13 protein-coding genes are annotated in these 15,613 nt (G+C 71.8%); 11 read left to right on the forward strand and 2 right to left on the reverse strand.

Going from position 1 to position 15,613, the window contains the following annotated elements; all coding sequences use genetic code 11:
• The first annotated feature begins 11 nt into the window (after positions 1–11).
• The 4 genes from ACGFSC_RS23290 to ACGFSC_RS23305 all read left to right on the forward strand — a co-directional run bounded on the left by ACGFSC_RS23290 (position 12) and on the right by ACGFSC_RS23305 (position 5,059).
• On the forward strand, positions 12–1,784 hold the full coding sequence (locus ACGFSC_RS23290; RefSeq protein ID WP_359901498.1) for an ABC transporter substrate-binding protein: 1,773 nt from the start codon (positions 12–14) through the stop codon (positions 1,782–1,784).
• Positions 1,785–1,882: 98 nt separating this feature from the next.
• A complete protein-coding gene (locus ACGFSC_RS23295; RefSeq protein ID WP_359901501.1) occupies positions 1,883–2,893 on the forward strand; it encodes an ABC transporter permease in 1,011 nt (336 codons plus the stop codon).
• On the forward strand, positions 2,890–3,960 hold the full coding sequence (locus ACGFSC_RS23300) for an ABC transporter ATP-binding protein (protein WP_359901503.1): 1,071 nt from the start codon (positions 2,890–2,892) through the stop codon (positions 3,958–3,960). Before ACGFSC_RS23295 ends, ACGFSC_RS23300 begins: the two co-directional genes overlap by 4 nt.
• A 34-nt stretch (positions 3,961–3,994) precedes the next feature.
• Positions 3,995–5,059 carry a dipeptide ABC transporter ATP-binding protein gene (locus ACGFSC_RS23305; protein ID WP_359901506.1) on the forward strand — a complete coding sequence of 355 codons (1,065 nt, stop codon included), beginning with the start codon at positions 3,995–3,997 and terminating at the stop codon, positions 5,057–5,059.
• Between the two features lie 74 nt (positions 5,060–5,133).
• Here the strand turns inward: ACGFSC_RS23305 and ACGFSC_RS23310 are convergent, their stop codons facing one another.
• Positions 5,134–6,534, reverse strand: coding sequence for an acyltransferase (locus ACGFSC_RS23310; protein WP_359901509.1), 1,401 nt, complete (start codon positions 6,532–6,534; stop codon positions 5,134–5,136).
• A 129-nt stretch (positions 6,535–6,663) separates the two neighbouring features.
• On the opposite strand from ACGFSC_RS23310, the gene ACGFSC_RS23315 reads away from it, so the two are divergent.
• Positions 6,664–7,323 (forward strand): trimeric intracellular cation channel family protein, encoded by a 660-nt coding sequence (locus tag ACGFSC_RS23315; protein WP_359901512.1) that lies wholly within the window; start codon positions 6,664–6,666, stop codon positions 7,321–7,323.
• Here ACGFSC_RS23315 and ACGFSC_RS23320 read toward each other — a convergent pair.
• Positions 7,229–7,996: an IclR family transcriptional regulator gene (locus ACGFSC_RS23320; RefSeq protein WP_359901515.1), complete on the reverse strand. Its 768-nt coding sequence runs from the start codon at positions 7,994–7,996 to the stop codon at positions 7,229–7,231. The two genes, ACGFSC_RS23315 and ACGFSC_RS23320, sit on opposite strands and share 95 nt — an antisense overlap.
• A 242-nt stretch (positions 7,997–8,238) precedes the next feature.
• Here ACGFSC_RS23320 and ACGFSC_RS23325 point away from each other — a divergent pair, with 242 nt between their 5' ends.
• The 6 genes from ACGFSC_RS23325 (at position 8,239) to ligA (ending at position 15,386) form a co-directional block, all read left to right on the forward strand.
• Positions 8,239–9,420: a cysteine desulfurase family protein gene (locus ACGFSC_RS23325; RefSeq protein WP_359901517.1), complete on the forward strand. Its 1,182-nt coding sequence runs from the start codon at positions 8,239–8,241 to the stop codon at positions 9,418–9,420.
• A 47-nt stretch (positions 9,421–9,467) separates the two neighbouring features.
• Positions 9,468–10,604, forward strand: a complete 1,137-nt coding sequence (gene mnmA / locus ACGFSC_RS23330; RefSeq protein WP_359901520.1) for a tRNA 2-thiouridine(34) synthase MnmA — start codon at positions 9,468–9,470, stop codon at positions 10,602–10,604.
• Positions 10,605–10,702: 98 nt separating this feature from the next.
• Positions 10,703–11,227 (forward strand): TIGR00730 family Rossman fold protein, encoded by a 525-nt coding sequence (locus ACGFSC_RS23335; protein WP_359901523.1) that lies wholly within the window; start codon positions 10,703–10,705, stop codon positions 11,225–11,227.
• A gap of 13 nt (positions 11,228–11,240) precedes the next feature.
• Positions 11,241–11,930, forward strand: coding sequence for an SDR family oxidoreductase (locus tag ACGFSC_RS23340; protein WP_359901526.1), 690 nt, complete (start codon positions 11,241–11,243; stop codon positions 11,928–11,930).
• A gap of 137 nt (positions 11,931–12,067) precedes the next feature.
• Entirely contained in the window at positions 12,068–13,078 is a 1,011-nt protein-coding gene (locus ACGFSC_RS23345) for a methionine synthase (protein ID WP_359901529.1), read from the forward strand.
• 19 nt (positions 13,079–13,097) lie between these two features.
• On the forward strand, positions 13,098–15,386 hold the full coding sequence (gene ligA / locus ACGFSC_RS23350; protein WP_359901532.1) for an NAD-dependent DNA ligase LigA: 2,289 nt from the start codon (positions 13,098–13,100) through the stop codon (positions 15,384–15,386).
• Positions 15,387–15,613 lie beyond the last annotated feature (227 nt).

A 15,613-nucleotide genomic window follows, 5' to 3' on the forward strand; every position in this document is an offset into this window, starting at 1 on the left:
TGATCTCACCCATGCGTAGGTCCCGTACCGTCGCCCTGACCGCGGCGGCTGCCGCCGCGGTCCTGGTCGTGACCGGTTGCACCAGTTCGTCGAAGAACGGAGGGTCCTCCACGGCCTCCGGCTCCGCCGAGGGCGGCTCCGGTGCCAACGCGGCCACCAAGGGCATCGTCAACGCCTCGGACAAGAAGGGCGGGACGGTGACCTACGAGATGAAGGGCACCCCCGACTCGCTCGACCCGGGCAACACGTACTACGCGTACATCTACAACTTCTCGCGTCTGTACGGCCGGCCGCTGACCACCTTCAACCCGGCGCCGGGCGAGGAGGGCAACAAGCTCGTCCCGGACCTCGCCGAGTCGATGGGCCAGCAGAGCGCGGACGGCCTGACCTGGACGTACAAGCTCCGCAAGGGCCTGAAGTACGACGACGGCACCCCGATCTCCTCGAAGGACGTCAAGTACGCCATCGAGCGCTCGAACTACGCGCTGGACGTGAACTCCAACGGCCCGGTGTACTTCCACGACCTGCTGGTCGACAACGCCACGCCGTACGCGGGTCCGTACAAGGACAAGGAGGGCGGCCTCAACTCGATCGAGACGCCCGACGACACCACGATCGTCTTCCACCTGCAGCACCCCTTCGCCGACTTCGACTACCTGGTCAGCGCCCCGGAGACCGTGCCCGTCCCGCAGGCCAAGGACACCGGTGCGGAGTACGTGAAGAAGATCGCGTCCTCGGGCTCCTACAAGTTCGAGTCCTACGAGGACGGCAAGCAGGCCGTCCTGGTGCCGAACACCAACTGGGACAAGAGCACCGACCCGATCCGCAAGCAGCTCGCGGACAAGATCGTGCTCAAGTTCAACATCGACCAGGCCACCATCGACAAGGACCTGCTGGCCGGCAACGCCCAGGTCGACCTGGTGGGCGGCGGCGTCGACCCGCAGACCCAGGCGCAGATCCTGCAGAACCCGAAGCTGAAGGCCAGCACCGACAACGCCTACGGCGGCCGTCTGGTGTACATGGCGATCAACTCCAAGCTCGCGCCGTTCGACAACGTCGAGTGCCGCAAGGCCGTCCAGTACGCGATCGACAAGGTCTCGGTGCAGACCGCGCTCGGCGGCCCGATCCGCGGCCAGATCGCCAACACGGTCCTCCCGCCGGACATCGCGGGCCACCAGGACTTCAACCTGTACGAGACCAAGGACAACAAGGGCGACGAGGCCAAGGCCAAGGAAGCCCTCAAGGCCTGCGGCAAGGAGGGCGGCATCAACACCGTCCTGTCGGCCCGCACCGAGCGCGCCACCGAGGTCGCCGCGGCCACCTCGATCCAGGCCGCGCTGAAGAAGGTCGGCATCAACGCCGAGATCCAGCAGTACCCGCAGGGCAAGTACCTGCAGGACGCCGCCGGGTCCCCGCAGTTCGCGGCCGAGCACAACATCGGCCTGATGATGATGCAGTGGGGCGCCGACTGGCCGACCGGCTACGGCTTCCTCCAGCAGATCGTCGACGGCCGCACCATCAAGCCGTCCGGCAACAACAACCTGGCCCAGCTGAACGACTCCGCCGTCAACAAGCTGATCGACGACGCCGCGATCAACCCCGACAAGGGCGCCCGCGAGAAGATCTACGGCGACGTCGACAAGAAGGTCATGGAGCAGGCGGTCTACGTCCCGCTGACCTACTTCAAGGTCTTCCTGTACCGCCCGGACAACGCCACCAACCTGGTCTCCACCTCGGCGTTCTCGGGTGAGTACGACTACCTGAACATCGGCTCCACCAAGTAAGAGCCTGGCTCCGCATCCCTGAAGGCAGGTGAAGGCAGCGGCGCCCGCCGCCGTCCGGAAGATCCCGGACGGCGGCGGGCCGCCGGAGCCGCCCAACTGTGTTTGCCTACATCATCCGCAGGATCATCGCGGCGGCGATTTTGCTGCTGGTCGTCAGCGTGGTCACCTTCGCGATCTTCTTCCTGCTCCCGCGACTCGCCGGAGAGACGGCCGACCAACTGGCCGCCCAGTACATCGGGAAGAACCCGTCGCCCGAGGCGATCGCCGCGGTCAAGCAGAACCTCGGCTTCGACCAGCCGCTGTACACCCAGTACTGGCACTTCCTCAAGGGGCTGGTCAGCGGCGCCGAGTACACGTTCGGCCCGGAACCGGCCACCTGTCACGTGCCCTGCTTCGGCTACTCCTTCAAGAACCACCTGGAGGTCTGGCCCGAGCTGACCAAGCGGATCCCGGTCACCATGTCGCTCGCCGCCGGTGCGGCGGTGCTCTGGCTGGTCTCCGGCGTCGCCACCGGCGTCGTCTCCGCGCTCAAGCCGCGCTCGATCTTCGACCGGCTCTCCATGGGCGTCGCGCTCGCCGGCGTCTCGCTGCCGGTCTTCTTCACCGGCGCGCTGCTGCTCACGCTGTTCAGCTACGAGTGGCCGATCCTGGACAACCTGCAGTACGTGAACCTCACCGACAACCCGCTGATGTGGGCCCGCAACCTGATCCTGCCCTGGATCTCGCTGGCCTTCCTCTACTCCGCGCTCTACGCCCGGCTCACCCGCGCCGGAATGCTGGAGACCATGAGCGAGGACTACATCCGCACCGCCCGGGCCAAGGGCCTGGTCGAGCGCAAGGTCGTCACCCGGCACGGGCTGCGCGCCGCGCTCACCCCGATCGTCACGATCTTCGGCATGGACCTCGGGCTGCTGCTCGGCGGCGCGCTGATCACCGAGCAGGTCTTCTCGCTCCAGGGCGTCGGCCAGTTCGCCGTCCAGGCGATCTCCGACAACGACCTGCCCAAGATCCTCGGCGTCACCCTGCTCGCCGCCTTCTTCATCGTCGTCTGCAACCTCGTGGTCGACCTCCTGTACGCCCTCGTCGACCCCCGGGTGAGGCTCTCGTGACCGACCTCCAGAAGTCCCCGGCGGACGCCGCGCAGACCCCGTCGGGCGACCCCTTCCTCTCGGTCCGCGACCTGCGGATCCACTTCGACACCGACGACGGCCTGGTCCGCTCGGTGGACGGGGTCAGCTTCGACCTCCACAAGGGGCGCACCCTCGGCATCGTCGGCGAGTCCGGCTCCGGCAAGTCCGTCACCTCGCTGGGCATCATGGGCCTGCACCGCTCCAAGCGGGCCCGGATCAGCGGCGAGATCCGGCTGAACGGCGAGGACCTGATCGCGGCCGGCCCGGACCGGGTGCGCCAACTGCGCGGCCGCGACATGGCGATGATCTTCCAGGACCCGCTGACCGCGATGCACCCCTACTACACGGTGGGGCAGCAGATCGTCGAGGCGTACCGGGTGCACCACCCCCAGGCCTCCAAGAAGCAGGCCAGGGCCCGGGCGATCGAGATGCTCGACCGGGTCGGCATCCCGCAGCCCGACCGCCGGGTGGACGACTACCCGCACCAGTTCTCCGGCGGCATGCGCCAGCGCGCCATGATCGCCATGGCGCTGGTCAACGACCCCTCGCTGCTGATCGCCGACGAGCCCACCACCGCCCTGGACGTCACCGTCCAGGCGCAGATCCTGGACCTCATCCGCGACCTCCAGGAGGAGTTCGGCTCCGCCGTCATCATCATCACCCACGACCTCGGGGTGGTCGCCGAGCTGGCCGACGACATCCTGGTCATGTACGGCGGCAAGTGCGTCGAGCGCGGCCCGGCCGAGACCCTCTTCGACGCGCCCGAACACCCCTACACCTGGGGCCTGCTGGGGTCGATGCCGCGGCTGGACCGGGAACTCCAGGACCGGCTGGTGCCGGTCAAGGGCACCCCGCCCAGCCTGATCAACGTGCCGTCCGGCTGCGCCTTCCACCCGCGCTGCCCGTACGCCGACCTGACCGGCGGGCGCTCCACCGGCGAGCTTCCGGTGCTGGCCGAGGCCGCGCCCGGGCACTTCGCGGCCTGCCACCTGGCGGCCGACGAGCGGCACCGCATCTTCGCCGAAGAGATCGCGCCCCGGCTGTGAGCCCGGCCTCGTACCACCTTTCTGGAGAGAACCGATGACGGACACTCAGGCGGCAACGATCCCGTCGCCGGCACCCGCCCCCGGCCGCGAGCCGCTGCTGAAGGTGGCCGGCCTGACCCGGCACTTCCCGATCCGCGGCGGGCTGCTGCGGCGCCAGACCGGCGCGGTGCGGGCCGTCGACGGCATCGACTTCACGGTCAACGCCGGCGAGACCCTGGGCGTCGTGGGCGAGTCCGGCTGCGGCAAGTCGACCATGGGCCGACTGGTCACCCGGCTCGACGAACCGACCGGCGGGACCATCGAGTTCGAGGGCACCGACATCACCCACCTGGGCGTCGGGGCGATGCGGCCGCTGCGCCGCGACATCCAGATGATCTTCCAGGACCCGTACTCCTCGCTGAACCCCCGGCACACCGTCGGCACCATCGTCGGCGCGCCCTTCAGGCTCCAGAACGCGGTGCCGGAGGGCGGGCTCAAGAAGGCCGTCCAGGAACTGCTGGAACTGTGCGGGCTCAGCCCCGAGCACTACAACCGCTACCCGCACGAGTTCTCCGGCGGCCAGCGCCAGCGCATCGGCATCGCCCGGGCACTCGCGCTGAAGCCGAAGATGATCGTCGCGGACGAGCCGGTCTCCGCGCTGGACGTCTCGATCCAGGCGCAGGTGGTCAACCTGCTGGACGACCTCCAGCAGGAACTCGGGCTGACCTACCTGATCATCGCGCACGACCTCTCGGTGGTCCGGCACGTCTCGGACCGGGTCGCGGTGATGTACCTCGGCAAGATCGTGGAGATCGCCGACCGGGACTCGCTCTACCGCAGCCCGATGCACCCGTACACCAACGCGCTGATGTCCGCCGTGCCCGTCCCCGACCCGCGCCGCCGCCAGCGCGCGGGCCGCGAGCGCATCCTGCTCAAGGGCGACGTCCCCTCGCCGATCAACCCGCCCAGCGGCTGCCGCTTCCGCACCCGGTGCTGGAAGGCGCAGGACGTGTGCGCGAGCCAGGAGCCGCCGCTGACGGTGCTGGCGACCGGGCACCAGGTGGCCTGCCACTTCCCGGAGAACGCTCCGGAGAAGGCGTCGGCCGGCGCCACGGCCTGAGGCCCTCGCACGTACGCAGGAGGCCGCCCGCCCCCGGACTTCCGGGGACGGGCGGCCTCTTGGCGGTCCGCGCCTCAGACGCCGGCAGCCGGCTCCGGCTCCGGCACGCGCGGACCCGGGGCGGCCGCGGCGAGCGGCGTCGGGGCGGGGGCCGGGAAGCGGCGGTCCAGCGCCCGGACCGCCCTGCGGCCCAGGTTCTGGAACGGGATCTCGACCAGCCGGTACGACAGCCAGGAGAGCACCACGACCGCCGCCAGGTAGCCGAGGGTGAGCGCGGCCTGCCCCTTCGGCCCGACGATCGGCGGGTGGTTCCGCAGCTTCCAGCCGAGGAAGTACATCAGCGGGCCGTGCAGCAGGTAGACCGAGAAGCTGATCGTGCCGAGCCCGCCGAGCCAGCGCGGGAAGCGGCGGCGGCGCAGCAGCATGGCGGCCGCGAACAGGGCCCAGGCGGCCAGGTAGGCGGACGAGAAGGACTCCCACGAGGGCGTCCAGGTGTGCCAGAGCGCCGTGTCGCGGTTGTACAGGTAGCCGACCGTGACGCCGGTGACGATCACGAAGCCGCAGCAGAGCAGGGCCGGGAGCCGGTCGAGCAGGCCGTGCTCCAGCCGGTACAGCACGGTGCCGGCGAACATGGTCGCGAAGATCAGCATGGTCTCGAAGCCGGTGGTCCGGCTGTTCACCGTGATCAGGACCAGGCCCAGGCCGCCGAGCAGCAGCGCGCCCCAACGGGTCAGGTCCGGGCGGGCGGTGGCGATGCAGGCCGCCGCCATCAGCACCACGATCCCGGCCGCCGCCACCAGGCGCCCGGTGGCCGCCAGGTCCACCGAGATCCCGCCGATCGGCAGCCAGGTGCCGAGCACCAGGGCGACGGACGCGAAGCCGACCGCGATCGGCGCGCTGTGCCGGTGCCACCCCCGCACGAACAGGGCGCACACGAAGTAGTAGAAGACCATCTCGTAGGTGAGCGACCACATCACCCCGATGGTGCTGGGCACCCCCAGCAGGTCCTGGAGCAGCAGGCCGTTGGCGGCGAGCGACAGCACCGGGTGGTCGAAGGGGAAGCTCTGGACGATCTGGCCGCTGCGGGGCAGCACCAGCAGACTCGCCACCACCGTGACGGCCACCGCGGGGTAGATGCGGAAGAGCCGCCCCGTCCAGAACGCCCGGACGTCGCCCCGGCGTTCCAGCGAGGCCGGGATGATGTACCCGCTGACCAGGAAGAACAGCATCACGCCGAAGAAGCCGAGATCCAGGTGGCGCGGCACCCCGCCCGCGTGCGGGATCTTGCCGAGCAGCCCGAAGTGGTGCATGGCGACGGCGAGGGCGGCGATGCCGCGCAGCGCGTCGAGCCAGCCGAGCCGGGCGGAGGCGGGGGAGCCCGGCGACTTCGAGGACTTCGAGGACTTCGAGGACTTCGGCGACTTCGACGGCTCCGGCGGCGGCTTCGGGGCTGACCCGGGCTTCGCGAGCTTCACAGGCGGAGGCTAGCCGAACCGGTTCGGCCCCGCGGCGCGCAAGGGGTTCGCCGCCGCTCCGGCGGTGCGTTCGTATCCGGAGCACGGACGTTCGCCGGAACACCCGCGCGAATCGGGTACACATGGACGGTGACATCCCAGCTCTTCCCGACCGACGTGCAGCAGTCGCTGGACCTCGTCGGCATCTTCGTCTTCGCCCTCTCCGGGGGCCTGCTCGCCGTCCGCAAGAACATGGACATCTTCGGGATCTGTGTGCTGGCCGAGGTCACCGCCCTCGGCGGTGGCGTGATGCGCGACCTGGTGATCGGCGCCACCCCGGTCGCCGCGTTCACCAACCTCGGCTACTTCGTGACCCCGCTGGGCGCCGCGCTGGTGGTGTTCTTCCTGCACCCGGAGGTCGAGCGGATCAACCGGGCCGTGCAGACCCTGGACGCGCTCGGGCTCGGGCTGTTCTGCGTGACCGGCACCGCCAAGGCCCACGACTTCGGGCTCGGCGCGGTCGCGGCGATCGCGCTCGGCATGGTGACCGCGGCCGGCGGCGGCGTGATCCGCGACGTGCTGGCCGGGGAGATCCCCTCGCTGCTGCGCTGGGACCGGGAGATCTACGCCGTCCCCGCCCTGGTCGGCGCCACCCTGGTCGCGCTGCTGATCGGCGCGGACCGCCTCACCGGCATCACCGGAACCGCGGCCGCGCTCACCGCCTTCGGGCTGCGGATGCTCGCGCTGAAGTACGGCTGGCGTGCCCCGCGGGCCTGGCACCGCAACGGTTCTCGCACCAGCGAGGAGTAGGCGAGCCGCCGTACGCGAGCGAGATCGCCTCGGCCGTGCAGAGCAGTTCCGGCACCATCCGGGCCAGTTCGCCGGGCGGCACCTCGCTCGCCGGGGCGCTCAGCGCGCAGGCCGCGACCGTCCGTCCGCCGCTGCCCGCGACCGGCGCGGCCACGCAGGTCACCGGCTCCCGGTGCTCGCAGGACTCGGCCGCCCAGCCCCGGCGGCGCACCGCCGCCAGCTCGGGCTCCTCGGGGACGCCGTCCGCCGACAGCCCGGCGAGCAGCACCCGGCCGACCGCCGTCCCGTCCACCGGGGCCCGGCGCCCGATCCGGGACGGCTCGGCGCCCGGCAACCCGGCCACCTCGTCCAGGTAGAGCACCTCGCCGTCGTGCAGCACGGCCAGCCGGACGGTGTAGCCGCAGCGGGCGTTGAGCGCGGCCAGGTACGGCGCGGCGACCTGCCGGACGTCGAAGTCCTCCAGCGCGCGGTGGGCCAGCGAGAGCACCCGGCCGCCCAGCCGGTAGCGCAGGTCCGGCTGGCGGCGGGCGAAGCCGTGCTCCTCCAGGGTGCGCAGCAGCCGCAGGGCGGTGGACTTGTGCACCCCGAGGCTGCTGGCGGCCTGCTCCAGCGAGAGCGGCGCGTCGCCGAGTGCGTCGAGCAGGGTCAGCGCGCGGTCGACCGACTGCGACATGGCGTTTCCCGTGGATCCGGCTGACTGATGGCGTCAGGCTAACCGCTGGGTGGCTCAGTGGTACAAACCACTGCCGGACGCGGCCGTCCGGAAGTGGTGCGTCCGCGGTGCGGCGCACCCGTGGTTCGTCCGCGGTGCGTCCGGGCCGGTGCGGGCCGGTGCCGGCCGGTGCGGGCCGTGCGTGGCTGGAACCGCCCCGGCCCGGAACCCCCTGCGGTGCCGCGCTCTACAATCGGATGGTTATGCCATACCTGGACCATGCGGCGACCACGCCGATGCTGCCCGAGGCGATCGCCGCGATGACGGCGCACCTGGGGGTGGTCGGCAACGCCTCGGCCCTGCACGCGGCCGGCCGCCGGGCCCGCCGGGTGGTCGAGGAGTCCCGGGAATCGCTGGCCGATTCGCTGGGCGCCCGCCCCAGCGAGATCGTGCTCACCGGCGGCGGCACCGAATCCGACAACCTGGCGGTCAAGGGCCTGTACTGGGCCCGCCGGGACGCCGACCCGGCCCGCACCCGGGTGCTGTGCAGCCCGGTCGAGCACCACGCGGTGCTGGACGCGGTGCACTGGCTCTCCGAGCACGAGGGCGCCGAGGTCGAGTACCTGCCGGTGGACGGGTACGGCCGGGTGCACCCCGAGGCGCTGCGGTCGGCGATCGAACGCGACCCGGCGTCGGTGGCGCTGGTCACCGTGATGTGGGCCAACAACGAGGTCGGCACCGTCCAGCCGGTGCGCGAACTGACCGCCGTGGCGGCCGAGTACGGCATCCCGGTGCACGCCGACGCCGTGCAGGCGCTCGGTCAGGTCCCGGTCTCCTTCGCCGAGTCCGGCCTCACCGCGCTCACCGTCACCGGGCACAAGATCGGCGGCCCGTTCGGCATCGGCGCCCTGCTGCTCTCCCGGGGCGCCGCGCCCGTACCGCTGCTGCACGGCGGCGGGCAGGAACGCGACGTGCGCTCCGGCACCCTCGACGCCCCCGGCTCGGCCGGCTTCGCGGCCGCCGCGGCGCTCGCCGTCGAGCGGCGGGCCGAGCACGCGGTCACGCTCGGCGCGCTGCGGGACGAACTGGTGGCGTCGGTGCTGGCCGCCGTACCGGACGCGATCCTCAACGGCGACCCGTCGGCCGAGGGCCGGCTGCCCGCCAACGCGCACTTCTCCTTCCCCGGCTGCGAGGGCGACGCGCTGCTGATGCTGCTGGACGCCCAGGGCATCGAGTGCTCGACGGGCTCCGCCTGCTCGGCCGGGGTGCCGCAGCCCAGCCACGTGCTGCTCGCGATGGGCGTCGACCCGCTGCTGGCGCGCGCCTCACTGCGGTTCTCGCTCGGGCACACCTCGGTGCCGGAGGACGTCACGGCGCTGGGGAAGGCCATCGGGCCGGTCGTCGAGCGGGCGCGCAACGCGGGGCTGGCGTCCGTGCGGCGCTGATCTCGGCTCCGGGAACAGGCGGGCCACCCCGTACCCTTGTTGCCATCATGACTGACTTCCCGGGTGCCCCGACCACTCCGTCCACCGGCCGTCTGCGCGTGCTCGCGGCGATGTCCGGCGGAGTCGACTCCGCCGTCGCCGCCGCCCGCGCCGTCGAAGCGGGGCACGAGGTGACCGGCGTCCACCTGGCGCTCTCCGCCAACCCGCAGTCCTTCCGGACCGGCGCGCGCGGCTGCTGCACCATCGAGGACTCCCGGGACGCCTGGCGGGCGGCCGACGTGATCGGCATCCCCTTCTACGTCTGGGACCTCGCCGAGCGCTTCCGCGAGGACGTCATCGACGACTTCGTCGCCGAGTACGCGGCCGGGCGCACGCCCAACCCGTGCCTGCGCTGCAACGAGAAGATCAAGTTCGCGGCGCTGCTGGACAAGGCGATCGCGCTCGGCTTCGACGCCGTCTGCACCGGCCACTACGCCCGGATCGTCGACCTGCCGGACGGCTCGCGCGAGCTGCACCGGGCCGTGGACGGCGCCAAGGACCAGTCCTACGTCCTCGGCGTGCTCGACGCCGACCAGCTCGCCCACTCGCTCTTCCCGCTCGGTGACACCACCAAGGAGGAGATCCGGGCCGAGGCCGAGCGCCGCGGCCTGGCCGTCGCCAAGAAGCCCGACAGCCACGACATCTGCTTCATCGCCGACGGCGACACCCAGGGCTTCCTGGCCCAGCACCTCGGCACCGCCACCGGCGACATCCTCGACGTCGACGGCACCAAGCTCGGCGAGCACGACGGCGCGTACGGCTTCACCATCGGCCAGCGCAAGGGCCTGCGGATCGGCCGGCCGGCGGCCGACGGCAAGCCGCGCTACGTGCTGGACATCTCCCCGGTGAACAACACCGTCACGGTCGGACCGGTCGAGGGCCTCGACGTGACCGGGCTGACCGCCATCCGCCCCCGCTGGTGCGGCACCGAGCCCCTCGCGGACGGCCGCTACACCGCCCAGCTGCGCGCCCACGGCGAGGAGGTGCCGGTGAGCGCCGCGGTCGTCGACGGCGAGCTGCGGGTGGAACTGGACACCCCGGTGCGGGGCATCGCCCCCGGCCAGGCCGTGGTCGTCTACGACGGCACCCGTGTCGTCGGCTCCGCCACCATCGCCACCACCGAGCGCCCGGCCGCCACCGCCTGAGCCCGCCCCGCGCCCGGCGGGGAATCCCCGGCGAGGAATCCCCGGCGGGGAATCCCCGGTGAAGTCCTGCCGCGGGGCGTGATAGACCGGACGACACTATGAATATCTCTGTCTTCTGCTCCGCGTACTCGCTCGACGACCGCTACTCCGCCCCCGCCGCGGAGTTCGCCCGGCTCCTGGGGGAGGGCGGGCACACGCTGGTGTGGGGCGGCTCGAACGCCGGGCTGATGGGGCTGCTCGCCGACGAGGTGAAGGCGGCGGGCGGCAGGCTCGTCGGCGTGATGGTCGAGATGCTGCGGCACAAGGCGTACGTCGGCGCCGACGAGCTGGTGTGGACGGCCGACCTGCCGGAGCGCAAGGCCGAGCTGGCCTCGCGGGCGGACGCGATCGTCGTGCTGGTGGGCGGGCTGGGCACCCTGGACGAGGTCACCGAGGTGCTGGAGCTCAAGAAGCACGGGATGTTCGACAAGCCGGTGGTGGTCCTGGACACCGAGGGCTTCTACACGGGCCTGCGCACCCAGATGGAGCGGATGGACGCCGAGGGCTTCCTGCCGCGCCCGCTCGCCGAGCTGATCACCTTCGCGGACACGCCCGCCGAGGTTTTCGCCCAGCTCAAGGCCTGATTGGATCACGACCATGGCTGCACATCTGATCACTGGCGCCGGCTCCGGCATCGGCGCCGTACTCGCCGAGCGACTCGCCGAGCGCGGGGACGAGCTCTGGCTGCTGGCCCGCGACGCCCGTCGGGCCGCCGAACTGCGCGAGCGCTTCCCCGGGGCCCGCACCCTCGTCGGGGACCTGGGCGATCCGGGCAAGCTGTCCTGGGCCTTCGGCCACCAGCAGCTGCCGGTCGAGCTGGACTCCCTCCTGCACGTCGCGGGCACGGTCGAGCTCGGCCCGGTCGGCGACCTGACCCCCAAGGCCTGGCAGGAGACGCTGAACGTCAACCTCATCGCCCCCGCCGAGCTGACCCGCCTGCTGCTGCCGTCGATCCGGCTGGTCAAGGGCCATGTGCTCTTCGTGAACTCCGGCGCGGGCCTCAACGCCCACGCCGAGTGGTCGGCGTACGCGGCCAGCAAGCACGGCCTCAAGGCGCTCGCCGACGCGCTGCGCCACGAGGAGCACGCCAACGGCGTCCGGGTCACCTCCGTCTACCCGGGCCGCACCGCCACCGCGATGCAGGTGAAGGTGCACCAGCAGGAGGGCAAGGAGTACGACGCCGGCCGCTGGATCGAGCCCGCGTCCGTCGCCAGGGCGATCCTCGCCGCCCTCGACGCGTCCCGGGACGCGGAGATCACCGACATCACCGTCCGCCCCGGGCGGTAGCGCGCCGCACGGGAGGTCGGCCGGTCCGACTTTCCGTGCGCGCACCGGATGCCGACCCGGCCTCCGCGTGCCCGACGGCCCCGGTACCGAGCCCCGCGCCCGGCACCGGGGCCGTCCGGCTGAGTAGGCTCGGGCGGGTGAGCACCCCACACACCTTCCCCGACCTGCGCGGCGCCGCCACCGGCGTCGGTTCGCTGCCCGGCACCGACGCCCGGGAGGCCGCCAAGACCTCCACCGGGGCACTGGAGCACCTGCCGTTCCTGCCCGAGCTGCCCGCCCGCGGGCCGGGCGCCGACATGATCGGGCGCGGCGCCGGCCTGCTGGTCGAACTGTTCGCGCAGACCGAGCCGAGCGGCTGGCGGTTCACCGACCGTCCGGGCCGGGACACCCGGCGCGCCCACTCCTGGCTCGGCGAGGACCTGGACGCGCTGGAGGAGTTCACCCAGGGCCACCAGGGGGCGCTCAAGGTCCAGGCCGTCGGCCCCTGGACGCTGGCGGCGAACATCGAGCTCAAGCACGGCGAGAAGGCGCTCGCCGACCCCGGCGCGTGCCGCGACATCGCCGGCTCGCTCACCGAGGGCCTGCGCCGCCACCTCGCGGACGTCCGCAGGCGGGTGCCCGGCGCCGAGGTCGTGCTGCAGCTGGACGAGCCCTCGCTGCCCGCCGTCCTGGCCGGGTCGGTGAAGACCGCCAGCGGCTTCCAGCGGCTGCGCGCCGTCGACCGGCAGGTCGCCGAGGAGGTGCTGCGCGAGGTGATCCGGAACCTCGACGCGCCCGTGGTGGTGCACAGCTGCGCGCCGGACGTCCCGGTTCCGCTGCTGCGCCGCGCCGGGGTGGCCGGGATCTCCCTCGACTTCTCGCTCCTCACCGAGCGCCAGGACGACGACCTCGGCGAGGCCGTGGAGGGCGGCACGACGATCCTCGCCGGTGTCGTCCCCGCCACTGACCAGGCGGTGTCCGACCCTGCCGGTAGTGTCCAGGGTGTCAGGACCTTGTGGCGCAGGCTCGGGTTCGCCCCGGAGCTGCTGGGCCGCCGCGTGCTGGTGACACCGACCTGCGGGCTGGCCGGGGCGTCCCCGGCGTACGCGCGCAGGGCGCTGTCGTCCGCGGCGCGGGCGGCACAGAGCCTGGTGGACAACCCGGAATGAGAGTGCAGGAGGGCTTGCGGTGACGGCTGTCGAGGGCTGGGAGGACGTCCCGGCGGAGGTGCGCGGGCGGCACGCCGAGCTGGCGCAGGAGATCACCGACCACCGGGCCCGGTACTACGAGCAGGACGCGCCGGTCGTCAGCGACGCCGAGTTCGACGCCCTGATGCGGGAGCTGGAGGGGATCGAGGCCGAGCACCCGGCCCTGGTCACCCCGGACTCGCCGACCCAGAAGGTCGGCGGCGCGGCCACCGGGCTGTTCGCCGAGGTCGAGCACCGCGAGCGGCTGCTCAGCCTGGACAACGCGATGGACGACGAGGAGCTGTCCGCCTGGGCCGAGCGGGTCGCCACCGAGCTGCAGGGCATCGACTACCACTACCTGTGCGAGCTCAAGGTGGACGGCCTGGCCGTCAACCTCACCTACGAGAACGGCCAGTTGGTGCAGGCGGCGACGCGCGGCGACGGCCGGGTCGGCGAGGACATCACCCCCAACGTCCGCACCATCAAGGAGATCCCGCACCGGCTCAAGGGCGAGAACATCCCGGAGCTGGTGGAGATCCGCGGCGAGGTCTACTTCCCGACCGAGGAGTTCGACGCGCTCAACGCCTCCTTCGCGGAGGAGAACGAACGCCGCCGGCAGGAGAACGAGGAGCGCGCCAAGGAGGGCAAGCGGCCCCGGGCGCTGATCCGGCTGTTCATGAACCCCCGCAACGCCGCCGCCGGTTCGCTGCGCCAGAAGGACCCGCACGTCACCGCCTCCCGCCCGCTGCACATGGTGGTGCACGGCATCGGCGCCCGGGTGGGCTTCGACATCGACAACCAGTCGCACGCCTACCGGCTGCTGCACGACTGGGGCCTGCCCACCGCCCGTCACAACCAGGTGGTGAAGACGCTCGCCGAGGTGCGGGCCTTCATCGAGCACTTCGGCGAGCAGCGGCACTCGGTCGAGCACGAGATCGACGGCGTCGTGGTGAAGGTGGACGAGATCGCCCTGCAGGGCCGGCTCGGCGCCACCTCCAAGTCCCCGCGCTGGGCGATCGCCTGGAAGTACCCGCCGGAGGAGGTCACCGGGAAGCTGGCCGAGATCAAGGTCGGCATCGGCCGCACCGGCCGGGCCACCCCGTACGCGGTGCTGGCCGAGCCGGTGAAGGTGGCCGGCTCGATGGTGCAGTACGCGACGCTGCACAACCAGGAGGTCGTCAAGGCCAAGGACGTGCTGCTCGGCGACACGATCGTGCTGCGCAAGGCCGGCGACGTCATCCCGGAGATCCTCGGCCCGGTCTACGACCTGCGGGACGGCACCGAGCAGGCCTTCGTGATGCCCTCGCACTGTCCGGAGTGCGACAGCGAGCTGCGGCCGATGGCCGAGGGCGACATCGACCTGCGCTGCCCGAACGCGGAGCGCTGCCCGGCCCAGATCCGGGAGCGGATCGCCTTCCTCGGCGGGCGGCAGTGCCTGGACGTGGAGGGGCTGGGCTACGTCGCGGCCACCGCGCTGACCCAGCCGCTGGAGCCGGCCGAGGCGCCGGTGCGGAACGAGGCCGACATCTTCCGGCTGACGCGGGAGAAGCTGCTGCCGATCAAGGTTCTGGTCCGGGACCCGAAGACCGGCATGCCGAAGCTGGACGACAGGACGGGCAAGGAGAAGGAGGTCTTCTTCTTCGCCACCACCAAGGGCGAGCCGAAGAAGTCGCTCCAGGCCCTGATCGACAACCTGGACGCGGCGAAGGGGCGGCCGCTGTGGCGGTTCGTCAACGGGCTGTCGATCCGGCACGTCGGTCCGGTCGCCGCGCAGGCGCTGGCCCGGGAGTTCCGCGATCTGACGAAGATCTTCGAGGCGAGCGAGGAGCAGCTGGCGGCCGTCGAGGGGGTCGGCCCGACCATCGCCCGCTCGATCCGGGAGTGGTACGCGGAGGAGTGGCACCGGGAGATCCTCCGGAACTGGGAGGCGGACGGCGTCCGCTTCACCGAGGAGTTCGCGGACGAGGAGGAGGCGGAGCGCCCGCTGGAGGGCCTGACCGTGGTGGTGACCGGCACGCTGGCCGGCCACACCCGGGACGGTGCCAAGGAGGCGCTGACCTCGCGCGGAGCGAAAGTGACCGGTTCGGTTTCGAAAAAGACCGATTTTGTGGTCGCTGGTGACAACCCTGGGTCCAAGTACGACAAGGCTGTTCAGCTCGGCCTGCCGGTCCTGGACGACGCCGGGTTCGCCGTCCTGCTCGCCGACGGGCCGTCCGCCGCCCGTGCCCACCTGGGGCTTCCGGAGCCGGAGGGGGCCGAGGAGGCGAAGAAGGAGCCCGTCGAGGACTGACCCGGAGCGGACCCGAGCGGTCGGTGACCGGATCGGTGTTGTTATCGTCCTGATGCAACGTCACCGGGTGCCGCACAGTGAAAGCGGGCATTGTGTCACTGTGCGGCACCCGGGAGCGGTGGCGCGTTTCCGGTTGTCCGAAAGTCTGCCCACCGGGTGGACCCCGGCATACCCTGGAGCGCAACAGAGTGTCAGCAGGGGTGGGGGCACCGGCTGGGCCGGTGTTC

It is taken from the genome of Kitasatospora sp. NPDC048715 (assembly GCF_043198905.1).
In the GTDB taxonomy this organism is placed as follows: domain Bacteria; phylum Actinomycetota; class Actinomycetes; order Streptomycetales; family Streptomycetaceae; genus Kitasatospora; species Kitasatospora lactacystinica.

Excerpts from the sequence above, each read along its gene's own strand:
- ACGFSC_RS23290 (WP_359901498.1), top strand. The coding sequence starts at position 12 with ATGCGTAGGTCCCGTACCGTCGCCCTGACCGCGGCGGCTGCCGCCGCG.
- ACGFSC_RS23325 (WP_359901517.1), top strand. The coding sequence starts at position 8,239 with ATGCCATACCTGGACCATGCGGCGACCACGCCGATGCTGCCCGAGGCG.
- ACGFSC_RS23305 (WP_359901506.1), top strand. The coding sequence starts at position 3,995 with ATGACGGACACTCAGGCGGCAACGATCCCGTCGCCGGCACCCGCCCCC.
- ACGFSC_RS23320 (WP_359901515.1), bottom strand. The coding sequence starts at position 7,996 with ATGTCGCAGTCGGTCGACCGCGCGCTGACCCTGCTCGACGCACTCGGC.
- ACGFSC_RS23335 (WP_359901523.1), top strand. The coding sequence starts at position 10,703 with ATGAATATCTCTGTCTTCTGCTCCGCGTACTCGCTCGACGACCGCTAC.
- mnmA (WP_359901520.1), top strand. The coding sequence starts at position 9,468 with ATGACTGACTTCCCGGGTGCCCCGACCACTCCGTCCACCGGCCGTCTG.
- ACGFSC_RS23340 (WP_359901526.1), top strand. The coding sequence starts at position 11,241 with ATGGCTGCACATCTGATCACTGGCGCCGGCTCCGGCATCGGCGCCGTA.